The following is a 17,608-nucleotide window of genomic DNA, read 5'->3' as shown; positions in this document are numbered from 1 at the left end:
CAAAATTGTCCTATGAAAAAAATTGTCCTACTCCTTATAATCCTCACGACCCTTGGTTTTGATTCATTTAAAGAAGATGCATTCGATGTAGGCGAGTATTTTAAATTTCGAATTCATTACGGAATTGTAAATGCCGGGTATGCCACACTGGAGGTAAAAGATGCTACAATAAACAATAAAAAAGTGTTTCACGCAGTCGGAAAAGGCTATACCACTGGTATGTCAAAATTTTTCTTTAAAGTTGAAGATCTGTACGAAAGCTACTTCGACAAAGAAAACGGAAGCCCCTATCGTTACATTAGAAAAATTAACGAAGGCGGTTATACCAAGAATCAGGAAGGTATTTTTAATCAGAATGAAAACAGGGTTTTAGTAAAAGACTACAAACGTAAATCTGAAAAAACAATTGTTACGTCTAATAATGTACAGGATATTATTTCTTCTTTTTATTATTTAAGAAACCATCCGAATATTGACAAACTTAAATCGGGCGAAGCGATTACGATAGACATGTTTTTTGATGATGAAATCACAAAATTTAAGTTAAAATATGTAGGTCGTCAGGATATTACAACTAAATTTGGAACCGTTTCTACCATGATGTTTAAGCCACTGGTACAGACCGGAAGAGTCTTTAAAGAAAAGGAAAGCGTAACACTCTGGATCTCAGATGACGACAACAAAGTTCCGGTTCGAATAAAAGCAGATCTTGCCGTAGGGTCCCTAAAAGCAGATCTTGACGAATACAAAGGATTAAAAAATCCATTTAAAGTAAAAAAATAATGAACACCACAGATAAATCTGAATCAATCTTAAAAGAAATTGACCTTAAATTTCAAGCCATAAATCAAAAAACTGATGTGCAGCTTGAAGGCTTACTTTGGTCGAAACCAATTACCTATTGGGATTATATTCAGACGGATGCTCTTTTAAATCTGCAAATTCAACGGACGACACTTCCTGACGAAATGGTATTTATCATGTACCATCAGGTGAATGAATTGATTTTTAAAATGATTCTTTGGGAAATTGATCAGATTGCCGATACCGAAAATATCCAGGTGGATTTCTTCAGTGAAAGATTATCCCGAATTACGCGTTATTTCGACATGCTTACCAATTCATTCAGTATTATGGAAAACGGAATGGAAGTCGACCAATACATGAAATTCAGAAATACCCTTACTCCGGCCAGTGGTTTTCAGAGCGCACAATACCGACTGATTGAATTTGCTTCTACAGATGTCATTAATCTGACAGACCTCAGATACAAAGCCGACTTTGACGAAAATACACCGTTAGAAACCAGTTTCGAACATTTGTACTGGCAGGCTGCAGGCAAAGATTATCACACCGGAAAAAAATCATACTTACTTCAGGAGTTCGAAAACAAATATAAAGAGCAGTTTTTACGTCAGATCAGTACATTCAAGACAAAAAATATTTGGCAGAAATTTACTCAGCTGCCTGAAAAAGACCAACTGAACGAAGAATTAACCAATGCAATGCGTCATTATGACCATACTGTAAATATTACCTGGGTGATGCAACACCTTAATACTGCAAGAAAATACATCCTAGAAAGCGGAAAAGGAAATGGTGAAGCCACCGGAGGAAGTGACTGGCAAAAATATATGCATCCAAAATACCAAAGACGCATCTTTTTTCCTAAATTGTGGACCGAAGAAGAATTGTCCAATTGGGGAAACGAAACCACCGTTTAATTTCTCAGTAAAAATTTAAGAGTTTGAAAAAAGCAGTTGTAATTATTATAATATTGTTTTCAATATTTTCATGTAAAAAAACAGAAGAAAAAGTCGAAACCAAAATTACCAAGCCAAAAACTAAAAAAGTAGAATTTGGTTTTAATTACGCAGATTTTAATGTTTTACAGGACACTATACAAAAAGGAGATTCTTTTGGATCCATCTTTCAAAGTCAGAATATTGGCGACAAAAAGGTGTATGACATTGTAGAACAGGTTAAAGATTCTTTTGATGTCAGATCTATTCGCTACAACAAACCGTATACTTTACTCCGGTCAAAAAATAAAACCAACAAACTTGAGGTTTTTATTTACCAGCCCGACGCCTTAACGTATTATGTAGTCGACTTTAGGGATAGTATTGCCAGCGCTTACAAAAAAGTAAAACCGGTTACCTTTAAACGCAAAATTATTGGCGGCGTTCTAAAAAGTTCATTATCTGAAACGTTAGGAAACGAAAGCGTGGAAACCGCACTTGCCAACAGAATCACCAAAGTATTTTCCTGGTCTATTGACTTTTTTAAACTTAAAAAAGGAGACCGTTACGGACTAATTTTCACGGAACGATTTATAAACAATAAAGTGTATGACGGAGTGGAAGATCTTGAAGCGGCATTTTTTGAATATAAAGGCAAAATCATCTATGCTTTCCCGTTTGAAAAAGACTCTCTTTCCGGAAAAATAGAATATTACGATGATCAGGGAAGAACGCTGAAAAACTTTTTCTTAAAAACACCGATCAAATTCAGCCGAATCACTTCCCGTTTTACGATGAACCGATTTCATCCTGTACAGCATACCTGGAAAGCACATAAAGGAACGGATTATGCTGCTCCTACCGGAACGCCAATTTCAACAACCGCATCAGGAGTTGTAGAAGCGACCGGATACACTGCAGGAAACGGAAATTTTGTAAAGGTAAAACACAACGGAACCTATTCTACTCAATATTTACACATGTCCAGGATTTTAGTGCGACGCGGCCAACGTGTTACACAAGGACAGAAAATAGGATTGGTGGGAAGTACCGGATTGGCATCAGGCCCGCATGTTTGTTACCGTTTCTGGAAAAACGGAGTTCAGGTAGACGCCCTCAGACTTAATCTGCCAATCGGGGAATCTTTAGGAGGAAATGACAGAACGCGTTTCTTAAATCAAATTGAACCTTTGAAAAGAGAACTTGACAGTATAGGGAATTTATAAAAATTTTATTCAACGAAAAATTCGACATCCTGCTATTTGCAAAACTTTTTCCTGAACTCGGAAGGATTCATGCCTTTATGTTTTCTGAAAACCTTATTCAAATGACTTTCATCTGAAAAATGGAGTTCGTCTGCAATTTCATTAATACGCATATCACTATTCAGAAGTCTGGCCTCGATTAATCTTAATTTGTAATTCGCGATATATTCCTGCAGCGTTTCACCTGTTTGTTTCTTAAAATATTTCCCCAAATAATGGAGTGATATATTAAAATGCACACTTATTCTATCTGACTTTAATTCTTTTGGATTAAAAATATTCTCCTGAATATAATGCAATATCTCCAGAACCATTTCGCCTGTACTTTCCTTAATATTCTTTGGTAATTTCAAAGCAATATTCCTGGCAACAACAGTAATAATTGTATTTACGATTTGCTCTGTTATCTTCTGATGGTAAATTTGCTGATTGAGCTGTTCGCTTATTATACTTTCAATAAGCAATGCGATTAATGGTTTGTCGATTTTATTTTTCAGGATACAACCCGGGCGATGACTTGCATTTTGCAGAATATATTCCATACGCAAAACAGTTTCTGCCTGTCCATTCTGAGAATTTGTTTTAATATAATATTCGTTAAAACGAAGAAAAAAGAATTTCGTCGGAGTCAGAATTTCAAACGAATGAACATCTTGCGGCGTAACGAGAAAAAGATTTCCTTTTTGGTATTGAAATTTATTATTGTTAATAATCTGGATTCCCGTTCCATCAACCACATAGATCAATTCAAAGAAATTGTTTTTCCGTTCTATTTTCGGAAACTGTTCGAATTCTTTAAAATCTACTTCAAAAGGAAGATATAAATTTTTATCGTTCATCCTGCTAAAATACAATTTTACTGCCGAAAAGTACAATTTTCAATGAAGGTTAACCGGCTAATTTTGTCTCATATAACAAATTAAAAATCATAAAATGAAAATACTTTTAATTGGGGCAAATGGCGAAATCGGCCAGATTCTAAAACCGGCATTTACAAAAAATCACGAAATTATTTCCGCCGGAAGAAATAGTGGTGATTTTAGAATCGATGTATCTGATAGCGATTCTATTGAAAAAATATTCAAAGAAATTAAAGACATCGATGCCTGCATTTGCGTCGCGGGTGATTGTTATACAGGAGATTTACTTTCACTTGACGAAGAAAAATTAAACATTGGCATTAAAAATAAACTTTTAGGACAAGTTAATCTGGTTTTAATCGGGCAAAAATATTTAAACGACAACGGATCATTCACATTGACATCAGGAAAAATGGCTGATAAACCGGTAAAAAACAATATCAGCAAAGCAATTGTAAATGGAGGAATAAACAGCTTTGTATTGGCAACTTCACTGGAACTGGAACGAGGCATTCGAATAAATGCAATAAGTCCGGGAAAAGTTTCAGATATCCCTGTCAGTGATTTAGTAGCTGCTTACTTAAAAAGTATCGAAACAACCATAAATGGAGAAATCATTAAAGTAAACTATTAAATCTTCAAAAATGAAAAAACTACAAACAGTACTACTTATATTGCTCGTTACAAATTCTGCCCTTTCGCAAAAAAATAAAAAAGAAATATACTCAGAAATTTTGGGCTCGTGGACATTGGTATCTGTTGAAAATATAAATCAGGATGGCAAAAAGACTTTTCCATACGGAACAGACCCCAGAGGAATATTATTTTTTGATGAAAAAGGAAATTACGCTATTCAGATTTATAAAAATGAAAGACCCAAAATAATATCAGGAGACAAAAACAAATGTACCCCCGAAGAAAACGCTTTGATTGTACAGGGAAGCAATTCACATTTTGGTAAATTTGAAATTGATGAGGCTAACAAAACGATTATTTTTAAAATAAAAACAGCCTCATTTCCGAATTGGGAAAATGAGGAACAAAAAAGGTCTTTTACAAACAACAGCAACGAATTAAAATATGTTGTTACGAATACCACACAAGGCGGAAAATCAGTTACTGCTGAAGTTGTCTGGAAAAAATTACAATAAAACTACAGCTTTCCAGCCTTATAAACCACAAAAACGTTTTCGCAACTATTTGTTATATAATCGTGAAGCAATACCCTATTAAAACTAATTTCAGTATTTTTGCGTTATAACCACTTTTATAATTAAACAACAAAATGGCTTTAAACACAACAAACCCAACCGGGACTGAAGCGTGGAAAAATCTGCAAAATCACTATAACGCAATTCACGAAACTACGATACAGGAATTATTTCAACAGGATAATGAGCGTGTTGAAAAATTCAATTTACAATGGAATGACTTTTTAGTAGACTATTCTAAAAACAATATTAGTCAGGAGACTATTTCCCTTTTATTGGAATTGGCCAATACAATTGGATTAAAAAATGCAATTTCGGACTATTTCAACGGAGAAATCATTAACAAAACCGAGAACAGAGCCGTTCTACATACCGCTTTGCGTGCGCCGGAATCAGCAAACATTAAAGTTGACGGAGAAAATGTGATTCCGGAAGTTTACGAAGTAAAAAACAAAATCAAAAAATTCACCCAGGAAGTAATTTCAGGACAAAGAAAAGGTTTCACCGGAAAATCATTTACCGATATCGTAAATATTGGTATTGGAGGATCTGACCTGGGTCCGGTTATGGCAGTTGAAGCCTTACAGTTCTACAAAAATCATTTAACTACACATTTCGTTTCTAATGTTGACGGAGATCACGTAAATGAAATCATCAAAAAATTAGATCCTGAAACAACCCTTTTTGTCATTGTTTCCAAAACCTTTACCACACAGGAAACTTTAACCAATTCTGAAACTATTAAAGAATGGTTTTTAAAATCGGCAACTCAGGAAGATATTGCAAAACACTTTGTTGCTGTTTCGACCAATATTCAGAAAGTAACCGAATTCGGAATTAATCCCGACAACGTTTTCCCAATGTGGGATTGGGTTGGAGGAAGATTTTCGTTATGGAGTGCCGTTGGTTTGAGCATTGCACTGGCTGTTGGTTTTGATAATTATAATGAATTATTAAAAGGAGCCAATGAAATGGACGAACATTTCAAATCGACAGAGTTTGACGAAAACATTCCGGTGATTTTAGCCTTACTAAGTGTTTGGTATAATAATTTCTTTGGAGCGGAAAGCGAAGCCTTGATTCCCTACACGCAATATTTACAAAAATTAGCGCCTTACCTGCAACAGGCCTTTATGGAAAGCAACGGAAAAAGTGTTGGCCGTGACGGAAAACCGGTAAACTACCAAACAGGAACCATTATCTGGGGAGAACCTGGAACCAATTCCCAACATGCTTTTTTCCAGCTGATCCACCAGGGAACAAAACTGATCCCGACAGATTTTATCGGATTTGTAAAACCTTTGTACGGAAATGAAGATCACCACGATAAATTGATGTCCAACTTTTTTGCGCAAACGGAAGCTTTACTGCATGGAAAAACTGCCGCACAGGTTCAGTCCGAATTTGACAAGCAGGGTCTTGCTGCAGAGCAGGCCGCATATTTACTTCCTTTTAAAGTTTTCAACGGAAACAAACCGACTAATACGATTCTGATTCAAAAACTGACTCCAAAAAGTTTAGGCTCCTTAATTGCCTTATACGAACACAAGATTTTTGTTCAGGGAATTATCTGGAATATTTTCAGTTTTGACCAATGGGGAGTCGAATTAGGAAAGCAACTGGCCAATTCTATTCTGGAAGAAATAAACACTAAAACAGTGAAAAATCACGATAGCTCAACTTCATTTTTACTGAATCATTTTTTGAAAAATAAATAATTTAATTTTTCCACAACATACTGAAACGTCTTAATTTAACACGAATTAAGGCGTTTTTTCATGTAAAACCTTAATAAACGGAGACTGAACGGACTCAATTGAGCGTTTAAGACTACACTGCTATTGATATTATTATGTTTTTAACAAAAAACAGCCCTCTAAATTCAAAAAATCATTATTTTATTTATGATAAAAATGAAAAACCATTTTAATGCGCAATGAATTAAGCAAAACTAGTTTTTCTTAACATTTTGATAACATTAACTGAATTAAATGTTATAATTTTGCCAAAAACAATAAACTAAATAAACAAATGAAGACAATGAAAAATTGGTTACTAACTGGACTATTGTTCATGGTAGTTTCAACCGTATTTTCTCAAGGAAAAGTTACCGGTACTATTACCGATGCCTCAGGTGCAACTTTACCTGGTGCAAACGTAGCTGTTAAAGGTTCGCCAACTGGAACTTCAACAGATTTCGATGGTAAATTTACAATCGATGCTAAAACTAGTACTGGAGAATTGGTTATTACCTATTTAGGATACGATTCCAAAACTTTAAAATTTTCAGTTTCAAACGGTGGAACAACAAACTTAGGCGAAATTGTTTTGTCTGCTAACTCAAACGAATTAAGCGAGATTGTTGTAAAAAGTACTTTAGTGGATATTGCAAAAGACAGAAAAACTCCTGTAGCAGTATCAACGATAAGAGCTGCAGAAATTCAGCAAAAATTAGGAACTCAGGAATTTCCTGAAATCTTAAGAAACACTCCTTCTGTATATGTTACTAAATCAGGTGGTGGATTTGGAGATTCCAGAATTAACATTCGTGGTTTTACCCAAAACAACATCGCAGTTATGATCAACGGTATGCCGGTTAACGATATGGAAAACGGTTCTGTTTACTGGAGTAACTGGGCTGGTTTATCTGATGTTACTTCTGCAATGCAGGTTCAGAGAGGTTTAGGAGCTTCCAAACTTTCTACTCCTTCTGTTGGAGGTACTATTAACATTGTTACTAAATCTTCTGATTTAAAAGAAGGCGGATCAGTTTCTTCTGGTTTTGGTAACGGAAGATATTTCAAAATACAAGGATCTTACAATACTGGGAAATTAGATAACGGTCTATCTGCATCTGTTTTATTATCTCAAACTATGGGTGACGGATATATTAACGGAACTGATTTTGAAGGAAGTAATTATTATATTGCTTTAGGATATGCTAGTAAAAATGACAAACATAACTTTCAGTTAACTGTAACTGGTGCGCCGCAATGGCACAATCAAAGATCTACAGTTTCTACGATTGCAACTTACCAAAAATATGGTAGTGTTCAAGACCCAAATACAAGATACAATCCAGATGCTGGATATTTGAATGGTGAGGCTTATAACATTAGAAAAAACTATTACCATAAACCTGTAGCCTCTTTCAACTGGGATTATAAAATCAACGAAACAACTAAATTATCTTCTGTACTTTATGCTTCTATGGGGCGTGGAGCCGGAGCAAGTGCTGCCGGAGGAATCAGAGGAAAGTCATATAGTGATTTAGTTGCTTTCAGAACAGCAGACGGATTAATTGACTACGATAAAATTGTCGCTTATAACTCAGGGCAACCTGTTTTAATTAACGGTTTTACTGGATTACAAACAAGAGCTAAAGTTGGTGGTGTTTATCAAAATACATTCTCAAGCGGATCAAATGCACCTGCGGGAGCAAGTACTGGTACTTCCGGTATTTCTCAAACTTCATCAATCAATTCACATGACTGGTTTGGTGCTGTAGTTAATTTAAACAAAAAACTGACTGAAACCCTAACGTTAGATTTCGGTCTGGATGCAAGAACTTACACAGGATACCACTTTACAGTAGTAAACGATTTATTAGGTGGAGGTGAATTCTACGACGTATCACAGGCTAGTTCTTTACCAGGAGGAAACCATATAACATCAGCATACCCTACAGATGTTCAGTGGAATGTTTTTGACAAAAAAAATTACGACAAAATTTCATTTAACAGTACTGGAAAAGTAAAATGGTATGGCGCGTTTACTCAATTAGAGTACTCTAAAGATAATTTAACGGCATTTGTACAAGGTGCGGTTTCTCAACAAGGTTTCAAAAGAGAAGATACTTTTGTTTACTTACCTACAAACCCATTAACTTCTACACCTTACAAAAACATTACAGGTGGTAACGTAAAAGGAGGAGCTAACTACAACATTAATGAAAAAAACAATGTGTATGTAAATGCAGGTTATTACAGTAAACAACCATTTTTCAACTCTGTTTATCCTAATAATAAATCTACAATAAATCCTAACTTAACTAACGAAAAAATTACAGGTTTTGAAGCAGGATACGGTTTCCGTTCCAGATTCTTCAATGCTACTGTAAACGTTTACAATACGAATTGGGATGACAGATACTTAAAAGGTAACGCACTTCCAACTTCTCCAACAATTCCTGCAAATACTACTTATACAGAATTCGTAGGTCTTAACGAGGTACACTCAGGATTTGAATTAGAAGCAAATTCTAACATCACAGAAAAATTAAGAGTTAACGCTATGTTCTCTTACGGAATCTGGGAATACAAAGGAAATGCAACTGTTAATGCTTACTACCAGGCAGATAACACTCCGGTTCCGGGATTCCAGGGAACTACTATCTACATGGACAAAGTAAAAGTTGGTGATGCTGCTCAAATGACAGCTTCTTTAGGAGCTTCTTACGAAGTTTTAACAAGAGTAACTGTTGATGCTAACTACAACTTTAATGATAAGTTATATGCTGGAATTAACCCAACTAACTTTACCTCTCAAAACAACAAGGGAGCATTAGAATTACCTTCTTATGGTTTGGTAGATGCAGGTTTCTCCTATAAAATGTTAGTAGGTCAGAATAAAGACAAATCTGTTAACTTCAGATTAAATGTGAACAACTTATTAAATGAGGTTTACATTGCAGAATCAAGAACTAACACATTTGCAGATGATTTCGTTTCTGGTACATCAGGACCAACTTACGCATCTTCTGGACAAGTTTACAGAGGTGTTGCTACAAACAACCAGGTATTCTTTGGTTTCGGAAGAACTTGGAACTTTAGTTTACGTTACGATTTCTAATATTTAGAATCTGAATAAATACCAAAAACGGCATTGACTTTTAGTCCAATGCCGTTTTTTTATGGCCTTTTTTGTTATATTTGTTTTAATAAAAAAACAACCTTATGTACTCTTTTTTACAAAAATTCCATTCCGGATGGGCATATTTAGCCTTACTACTTTTATTAATTGCAGTTGTAAATGCCATCATTGGATTTACTTCTAAAAAAGAATTTACAGCCAAAGACCGAAAAATAGCATTGTTTGCCTTAATTGGAACCCATACACAATTATTGATAGGTCTGATTCTTTACTTTGTATCTCCTCTTGGAAAAGCGGCATTTGGACAAATGTCTAACGCTGAATTAAGATTAACTTCATTAGAACACCCGTTAATTAATATTATAGCGATCATACTGATTACTATCGGATGGTCAAAACATAAAAAATTAATCAATAGCGAGGCTAAATTCAAAACTTTTGCTATTTATTACGGATTAGGATTATTACTTATTTTAAGTAGAATTCCATGGAATCTATGGTTCTAAAAACCAATTAAAGCCCTAGGAAAATAGGGCTTTTTTTATCTCGGCATATTATTTGTACAAACTCCCCAAGTCTGAAAAAAAATAAACCTATGAGAAGTAAAAAACACATTATACTTACCACACTTACCATCACATTTTTAAGTTGCTTTACTTATGTTATAAGCCAGACAAAGCCAACAACAGAACAACCTAAAATTACACAGGACACTGTAAAAACTGCAAGACCTGACTTACTAGCCATTCCAACCGATTCTATATTTACCGATAAAGGTTTAAAATTAAAATTATACAAAAAAACGGCGCATGCCTCCTACTATGCAGACCGTTTTAACGGAAAGAAAACAGCTGACGGAAGCAGGTTCAATAATAGCAAATACACTGCAGCACATAAAAAGCTCCCGTTTGGAACAAGGGTAAAAGTCACCAATGAAGCCAACGGCAAATTCGTAATCGTAAAAATTACCGATCGCGGACCATTTGTAAAAACCCGTGAAATAGACCTTTCCAAAAGGGCTTTTATGGAAATCACCAAAAGCAAGGGTGCCGGAGCCATGAAAGTTACCATTGAAGTCATAATGAATTAATAAAAAATCCCGCTGGTGCGGGATTTTTTATTTAGATAAACTTTCTGAGACCCATAATAATTCCGGTATGAATGCCTTCATGGTAATTAACAAAATCCAAAGCATCCTGAACATTCGTAAGATCAAAGCCCATGCTCGTCGTGTAAGGAGTGTAATTGGTAAAAACGTTATTCGTATAATCTTTTTCAGTCTGCTCGAAAGTTGCAAAAAGCAATGCTTTAATTTCATCAGCTTCAGCCTGTGAAACATCACCTTCCGGCTTTGTTCCTTTTTTATATTTATCGATAAATTCATCTGAAACCAGTGTTGGCAAACCTGACAGTTTATACACTAAAACCTGCTGCGACGATATGCAATGCGCCACGTTCCAAATCAGATTATTTTTAAATCCTTCCGGAATTTTATTCAATTGTTCTAACGAATGACCTTCCAAAACTTTCAAAAGAATTTCCCTAATCGTTTTTTGCACTTTAAAAACTGAACTCATAATTGTATTTTTTTTATAAAATTAAGCAATTTTGTATTCCAAATGGATTTTCTTTGTAGTCAAATCAATTCAGAAATCATGAACAAAATATACTACCTCGCTTCCTGCGATACCTGCCGAAAAATTATTAAAAGTTTACCGAAAGACAATAATCTGGTTTTTCACGACATTAAACAAAACCCGATAACCGAAGCAGAACTAGAAGAAATGTATAAGCTTTCGGGGAGCTATGAAGCTTTGTTCAGCAAAAAAGCGCAGCTGTACAAATCAATGGACCTGAAAAACAAGTCTTTGACGGAAGAAGATTATAAGAAGTACATTTTAGAACATTATACTTTTTTAAGCCGTCCGGTTTTTATTATTGATAATCAGATTTACATTGGCAACACACAGCCTGTGACATTGCAGGTCATGAAAGCTTTGAGCTAGGAATGTTCGCCACGAATTTCACGAATTACCACAAATTATTGGTTTAACTTAACAACGCCGCAGATTAAAAGATGCTACAGATTGTAAAAATCCATATAAGCATTTTAATCTATGGCAAAAAAGACCATTAATTCAGACAAATTAAATTCATGTTAATTCGTGTAATTCGTGGTGAAAAAATTTTAAGTCACTCAGTACACAACTGATTAGTGATTTAAAACCCAAGACTGCAAACTTTTATTTATCTTTGCGCCTTTATACTCAATTATATGATACAATCTATGACAGGGTTTGGCAAAGCTTCTTTGCAATTGCCTACAAAAAAAATTACCGTCGAAGTAAAATCCTTAAATAGTAAAGGTTTAGATTTAAACGTAAGAATGCCGTCGCTTTATCGTGAAATGGAATTAGGTTTACGAACTTTTATCTCCACAAAACTCGAAAGAGGAAAAATTGATTTTGCGATTTATATTGAAAGCACTGCTGAACAAACTTCGACTAAAGTAAATGTTCCTGTTGTAAAAAACTATATCGCCCAGCTACAGGAAGTGTATCCTGATGCAGACGAAACGGAATTAATGAAGATGGCCATTCGTATGCCGGACACCTTAAAAACGGAGCGTGACGAAATTGATGAAAATGACTGGGAACAAATTCAGGTTATTATCGAAGAGGCGCTTCAGAACATCTTAAACTTCAGAAGAGACGAAGGCGAATCACTGGAAAAAGAATTCAATCTGAGAATCGGAAATATCCGCCAATACATGACTGATGCCCTGGCACTTGATCCCGAACGCGTCCAGGCTATCAAAGATCGTCTACAAACTGCTATTTCTGAATTGAAAGTAAATGTGGATGAAAACCGTTTTGAGCAGGAATTGATCTATTATCTGGAAAAATTAGATATTACAGAAGAAAAAGTACGTCTGACGAATCATTTGGATTACTTTTTAGAAACAATTAAAGGCACGGAAGCCAATGGTCGTAAATTAGGTTTTATAACACAGGAAATGGGTCGAGAGATCAATACCATGGGTTCTAAATCGAATCACGCCCAAATGCAGAAACTGGTGGTAATGATGAAAGATGAATTGGAGAAAATTAAGGAACAGGTTTTGAATGTCCTGTAAAGGCATTAAGCTTTAAGCTGTAGGCTATAAGCAAAAAACATAAAGTAAGAGAGCTTAAAGCGTACTGCCTAAAGCCTAAAGCATAAATTAATGAACAAAGGAAAATTAATTGTCTTTTCGGCACCTTCGGGATCGGGAAAAACAACTATAGTAAGACATTTACTGGGGAAAGAAGATTTAAATTTAGAATTTTCGATCTCAGCAGCTTCCCGCGACCCGCGCGGAGAAGAAGAACACGGAAAAGATTATTATTTTATTTCGCTGGAAGAATTCAAAAAACACATTAAAGCCGAAGATTTCCTGGAATGGGAAGAAGTATACCGCGATAACTTTTACGGTACTTTAAAATCAGAAATCGAGCGTATCTGGGCTTTAGGTAAAAATGTAATTTTTGACATTGATGTGGCCGGCGGATTGCGTATCAAACACAAATTTCCGGAGCAGACTTTAGCAGTTTTTGTAAAACCTCCAAGTGTAGACGAACTGAAACGCCGATTAAAAGAACGTTCTACAGAAAGTGATGACAAAATCAACATGCGAATTGCAAAAGCTTCCGTTGAATTAGCAACCGCACCACAATTTGATACGATTATAAAAAACTACGATTTAGATACGGCAAAAGAAGAAGCTTATCAATTGGTGAAAGCTTTTGTGAATGCTTAAATTATAACACAAAGCCACACAAAGGAAAAAACACAAAATCACACAAAAAAAAATAAATTACTTTGTGAATCTCTGTGAAAAACTCCGTGCATCTCTGTGAAACCAAACAACTATGAAAATAGGTCTTTATTTCGGAACGTATAACCCCATTCACGTCGGTCATCTGATCATTGCCAATCATATGGCTGAGTTTGCCGACTTAGATCAGGTTTGGATGGTTGTCACGCCTCACAATCCGTTGAAGAAGAAGGCAACGCTATTAGACGATCACCAGCGCCTGCAAATGGTTTTTCTGGCAACAGAAGATTATTTAAAAATTAAACCTTCTGATATTGAGTTTAAGCTACCACAGCCCAATTATACGGTAAATACGCTGGTTCATTTACAGGAAAAATATCCAACCCATGACTTTTCACTGATTATGGGAGAAGACAACCTTAAAACGCTTCATAAGTGGAAAAATTACGAAGTGATTTTAGACCATTATGAAATCTATGTTTATCCCCGCATTTCAGAAGAAGCCGAAAATATTGAATTAAAATCACATCCAAAGGTTCATATTATTGATGCTCCAATTGTAGAGATTTCTTCAACCTTTATCCGAAACAGCATTAAGGAAGGTAAAAATATACAACCGTTATTGCCGCCAAAAGTCTGGGAATATATCGATCACAATAATTTTTATAAAAAGTAAATGCCTTTTTCTGCTTCGATTTATATTCCGCAAAAACAAAAAGGTCTTAATTTAACGCGATCAGAAAAACTTTGCTGGTACTCGCTTGGAGCATTAGTGCTATATTCATCACCTTTTTTATTCATTGAGAATTATTACGATTACAGATTTCCTCAATGGGCTTATTATCCATCATTTCTTATCTTTCTATTAAATTTTAGCAGTTATTTTATAAGAATAACGGAATTTGAAAATCTTAATGGACATTTTGACGGAACACTTTCATTTGAAGAAGATTTCTTAATGATAAATAAAACTGAATACAAATATTCAGTTTTAGAAAATTTGGTCATTTACGGAAATTCTTTCTGTGGAGAAAAAACAAAAAATTACAGATATGGGCCAACGTATGCAAATGGTGTTGAAAATTTAATATCATTTACTCATAATGGATTCAAAGTTGAAAAATACTTTCAATTAAATTCAGAACGCCATCTTGATAAATTACAGGAAACTTTAATTCACATTATTACCAGTGAAAAAATTCCTTATAAAAGAGAACACCTAAACTTTATTAATGAAGAGTACCGATCATTTATCCTTTTTGAATTATTCATCGGAAAATTGATAAAAGAAAAAAGAATCGACTATCGAGATGGGATTGATTTGATTGGGCTTAAATCAAAACAAGCTGAAGAATTTAAAACAAAATATTGCCTTAAATAAAAAAAGCCTGAATTTTTTAAATTCAGGCTTTTTTTATTTATAGTGTCACACTTACTGGACTCTTAACTCGTGATCTGATATCACTTAATGACTGATCAACCAAAAGTTTCCCATCCCTGAAAACCTCTTTAAGTTCTCCTTTTTGCTCCTCTTCCCACGAAACATTGTCTGTTAACTGATAAACTCCGTCAACTAAATCAATTTTCATTAATCCTTTCGCCGATTTTTTAGTTCCGTCATCTGTAATCGGATCTTTGAAGATAGCTCTGCCTTCTCCGTTTACTTCACCATACGTTGCTTTCATTGCAAAACCAAAAGTATCCCTTGTATTATACTGATACGTAAACGAACCTATTCCCAGCACAACATTCGTTGATGCAAAACCTTTTAACTTTAATCTTTCACAGATTTGAGTAGCTCTCGGAACCGTAATACTGTCGCCGTAAATGGCGCCAATTTGAGGCACAAGCTCTTTGTATCCTTTTGCATTAACTGTTCCTCCAAAAACATCCCAAAGCAGCTCAATTACACCTTTCTTCTCCTGCTCTGTTTTACCATTTGGGTTTCCGCAGATAATATCTACCGGATCACCACTGTCAGGGCGAATGACAACTTTGCCTTCTCTTGAAACTATTTCATCTTTGAGTCGGGGCAGATAATCCGTCAGGACTTTCCACAAATCCCAGGTATCCGAAACGATTGAAACAATTCCTTTTGGATAAACTTCAGAAATCAGTCTTTTGAAAGTTTCATATTCTCCTTCTGTTGTTCCCATACACATAACCGAATGCTCCGTAGCCGCTACGGAACCCGCGACTAATTCAACATCTGAATTGGCGTTGTAATATTCTTCCAGAAAATCAATTGCCGGAATGGTATCCGATCCTGTAAAACTCAATAAATGCCCGGCAGAAGATGTTACCGAAGCTTCGATTCCGCCCATACCTCTCATAGAGAAATCATGTGCCTGCCAGTCTACAAATTCCGGAACTGAAGAGGTTTCTTCGCCATATTTATCCAGTACTTTTCGGTACTCTTTTGCGATTGTAGCAGAATTACAAGGAAGCCAGACTACAGCAGAAAGTAAGGTTTCAAAATAATTGGTCAGCCAGAAAAACTCCGGAAGTGTATTGAACATGGTAAACATTGGAACGCGAATCGGCACACTGGTACCTTCCGGTAATGCTTTAAAAACCATAGGAATATAACCTAAGTCATGTAAATCTTCAATATGTTTTGTTCCTACGAGATTTTCGCCCAGGTAATTATTGATTCGTCGGGCGTATTTTTTCACCACTTCTTCTTTGGGCTGTTTGAAAAAATGCAATTCAAAATCCTGAATAATATACTTTTTGATAAAATATTGCAATCCGAAAAACACCACTTCGTCAACACCTTCAATTCTTGATTTTCTCGGTGTCCAGTTAGAATATACTAGTGTTGTTCCTGTTGGGTATTGTCTTCTGTGGTCTACTTTGTAACCGTCTGTTAATAATAGTGGGTTCATAGGTTTAAATTTATATTTTTTGATAATCTTTCTGCCAAATCTTTTATATCGTTGGTTCGAACCAAATTTTCAATCCATTTTTTTGGAATTCTTTCCATTCCGTAATAAATTCCTGCTAAGCCTCCTGCAATCGCGGCAGTAGTATCTGTATCCTCTCCCAAATTCACCGCTTTTAAAACTGTTTCTTTATAAGAATCTGAATTTAAAAAACACCACAAACTAGCTTGTAAACTATCAAGCACATATCCCGACGAATGAATATTTACTTCCGGGTATTTTGAGATATCATTCCTTAACACTCTATCAAACAGTTGAACTTCAATAGGATTATATTTTTTATCTTCCAGAAATTTTGAAAGCGTATTTTGCATTTCAGCATAAGCTTCGAATTTATCTTTATTTTTGAGAATCTCCAAGCAATAGACAACATAGATAAAACAAGAAAATACGGAACGAAAATGAGCATGGGTAATTGATGAAACTGCTTTAACCTTTTCATAAATTACTTCAATATCTGCTTCAGCTTTAAGATAAAATACTAATGGAAGGATTCGCATCAAAGATCCATTTCCATTGTCTTTTTCTTCAAAGCCTCCACAAAATTCAGGTTGATGCCCTTTTCCAATATTATGAATTGCATTTCTTGTCGCAATTCCAATATCAAAAACTTTTCCATGTGGTGTCCATAATCCTGTACTATACCATTTTACAAAATTTCTGGCTATATCAAACAAATCAAAACCATTACATAAACTCTCGGCTAAACAAAAAGCTAAAGAACTATCATCGCTCCAGGTTCCTAAAGGCTGATAATGGGTTCCATAACCAATCATGTCAGAAACAGGATTTTCTTTTAGGGAAAACCTCGAATAAAACTCTACAGGAACGCCTAAGGCATCACCAATAGCTAATCCGAATAGTCCTGATTCTATTTTATTACTCATCAATCCTTT

General features: G+C 35.1%; 18 protein-coding genes. 14 read left to right on the top strand and 4 right to left on the bottom strand.

Annotation, left to right across the window (positions count from 1 at the left end; all coding sequences use genetic code 11):
* The first annotated feature begins 12 nt into the window (after positions 1-12).
* Genes D0817_RS14170 through D0817_RS14160 form a run of 3 tightly spaced genes read left to right on the top strand, consistent with a single transcriptional unit; the run spans position 13 to position 2,968 of the window.
* Positions 13-783 (top strand): DUF3108 domain-containing protein, encoded by a 771-nt coding sequence (locus D0817_RS14170; RefSeq protein WP_127339036.1) that lies wholly within the window; start codon positions 13-15, stop codon positions 781-783.
* Positions 783-1,724 carry a tryptophan 2,3-dioxygenase family protein gene (locus D0817_RS14165; RefSeq protein ID WP_127339035.1) on the top strand — a complete coding sequence of 314 codons (942 nt, stop codon included), beginning with the start codon at positions 783-785 and terminating at the stop codon, positions 1,722-1,724. The genes D0817_RS14170 and D0817_RS14165 overlap by 1 nt, the downstream gene beginning before the upstream one ends.
* 23 nt (positions 1,725-1,747) lie before the next feature.
* The gene (locus tag D0817_RS14160) at positions 1,748-2,968 is read left to right on the top strand and encodes a M23 family metallopeptidase (RefSeq protein ID WP_127339034.1); all 1,221 of its coding nucleotides are present in this window, start codon (positions 1,748-1,750) and stop codon (positions 2,966-2,968) included.
* Between the two features lie 32 nt (positions 2,969-3,000).
* On the opposite strand, the gene D0817_RS14155 is transcribed toward D0817_RS14160, so the two are convergent.
* Entirely contained in the window at positions 3,001-3,846 is an 846-nt protein-coding gene (locus tag D0817_RS14155) for an AraC family transcriptional regulator (RefSeq protein WP_127339033.1), read from the bottom strand.
* 94 nt (positions 3,847-3,940) lie between these two features.
* Here D0817_RS14155 and D0817_RS14150 point away from each other — a divergent pair, with 94 nt between their 5' ends.
* The 6 genes from D0817_RS14150 (at position 3,941) to D0817_RS14125 (ending at position 11,040) form a co-directional block, all read left to right on the top strand.
* Positions 3,941-4,501, top strand: a complete 561-nt coding sequence (locus tag D0817_RS14150; RefSeq protein WP_127339032.1) for a short chain dehydrogenase — start codon at positions 3,941-3,943, stop codon at positions 4,499-4,501.
* Positions 4,502-4,511: 10 nt separating this feature from the next.
* On the top strand, positions 4,512-5,018 hold the full coding sequence (locus D0817_RS14145; protein WP_127339031.1) for a lipocalin-like domain-containing protein: 507 nt from the start codon (positions 4,512-4,514) through the stop codon (positions 5,016-5,018).
* A gap of 134 nt (positions 5,019-5,152) precedes the next feature.
* Complete coding sequence (gene pgi / locus D0817_RS14140) at positions 5,153-6,796, top strand: glucose-6-phosphate isomerase (protein WP_127339030.1); 1,644 nt, start codon at positions 5,153-5,155, stop codon at positions 6,794-6,796.
* Between the two features lie 313 nt (positions 6,797-7,109).
* On the top strand, positions 7,110-9,929 hold the full coding sequence (locus D0817_RS14135; RefSeq protein WP_127339029.1) for a TonB-dependent receptor: 2,820 nt from the start codon (positions 7,110-7,112) through the stop codon (positions 9,927-9,929).
* A gap of 104 nt (positions 9,930-10,033) precedes the next feature.
* A complete protein-coding gene (locus D0817_RS14130; protein ID WP_127339028.1) occupies positions 10,034-10,456 on the top strand; it encodes a hypothetical protein in 423 nt (140 codons plus the stop codon).
* A gap of 89 nt (positions 10,457-10,545) precedes the next feature.
* Positions 10,546-11,040, top strand: coding sequence for a septal ring lytic transglycosylase RlpA family protein (locus tag D0817_RS14125; RefSeq protein ID WP_127339027.1), 495 nt, complete (start codon positions 10,546-10,548; stop codon positions 11,038-11,040).
* 31 nt (positions 11,041-11,071) lie between these two features.
* Here D0817_RS14125 and D0817_RS14120 read toward each other — a convergent pair whose 3' ends face one another.
* Positions 11,072-11,527: a DinB family protein gene (locus tag D0817_RS14120; RefSeq protein WP_127339026.1), complete on the bottom strand. Its 456-nt coding sequence runs from the start codon at positions 11,525-11,527 to the stop codon at positions 11,072-11,074.
* 78 nt (positions 11,528-11,605) lie between these two features.
* Here D0817_RS14120 and D0817_RS14115 point away from each other — a divergent pair, with 78 nt between their 5' ends.
* The 5 genes from D0817_RS14115 to D0817_RS14095 all read left to right on the top strand — a co-directional run bounded on the left by D0817_RS14115 (position 11,606) and on the right by D0817_RS14095 (position 15,148).
* Positions 11,606-11,956: an arsenate reductase family protein gene (locus D0817_RS14115; RefSeq protein ID WP_127339025.1), complete on the top strand. Its 351-nt coding sequence runs from the start codon at positions 11,606-11,608 to the stop codon at positions 11,954-11,956.
* Between the two features lie 269 nt (positions 11,957-12,225).
* Positions 12,226-13,086, top strand: a complete 861-nt coding sequence (locus tag D0817_RS14110) for a YicC/YloC family endoribonuclease (protein WP_127339024.1) — start codon at positions 12,226-12,228, stop codon at positions 13,084-13,086.
* Positions 13,087-13,176: 90 nt separating this feature from the next.
* Positions 13,177-13,749, top strand: coding sequence for a guanylate kinase (gmk, locus tag D0817_RS14105; RefSeq protein ID WP_127339023.1), 573 nt, complete (start codon positions 13,177-13,179; stop codon positions 13,747-13,749).
* A 112-nt stretch (positions 13,750-13,861) separates the two neighbouring features.
* The gene (gene nadD, locus D0817_RS14100; protein ID WP_127339022.1) at positions 13,862-14,443 is read left to right on the top strand and encodes a nicotinate (nicotinamide) nucleotide adenylyltransferase; all 582 of its coding nucleotides are present in this window, start codon (positions 13,862-13,864) and stop codon (positions 14,441-14,443) included.
* Positions 14,444-15,148, top strand: a complete 705-nt coding sequence (locus D0817_RS14095) for a hypothetical protein (protein WP_127339021.1) — start codon at positions 14,444-14,446, stop codon at positions 15,146-15,148.
* A 37-nt stretch (positions 15,149-15,185) separates the two neighbouring features.
* On the opposite strand, the gene D0817_RS14090 is transcribed toward D0817_RS14095, so the two are convergent.
* Both D0817_RS14090 and D0817_RS14085 read right to left on the bottom strand, forming a co-directional pair.
* Positions 15,186-16,655: a nicotinate phosphoribosyltransferase gene (locus tag D0817_RS14090; RefSeq protein ID WP_127339020.1), complete on the bottom strand. Its 1,470-nt coding sequence runs from the start codon at positions 16,653-16,655 to the stop codon at positions 15,186-15,188.
* On the bottom strand, positions 16,652-17,599 hold the full coding sequence (locus tag D0817_RS14085; protein ID WP_127339019.1) for an ADP-ribosylglycohydrolase family protein: 948 nt from the start codon (positions 17,597-17,599) through the stop codon (positions 16,652-16,654). Before D0817_RS14085 ends, D0817_RS14090 begins: the two co-directional genes overlap by 4 nt.
* Between the last annotated feature and the right edge of the window lie 9 nt (positions 17,600-17,608).

This window comes from Flavobacterium cupreum (assembly GCF_003996965.1).
In the GTDB taxonomy this organism is placed as follows: domain Bacteria; phylum Bacteroidota; class Bacteroidia; order Flavobacteriales; family Flavobacteriaceae; genus Flavobacterium; species Flavobacterium cupreum.
Note: the sequence above shows the minus strand (reverse complement) of the source record. Positions and strands in the feature narration are given on the sequence as shown.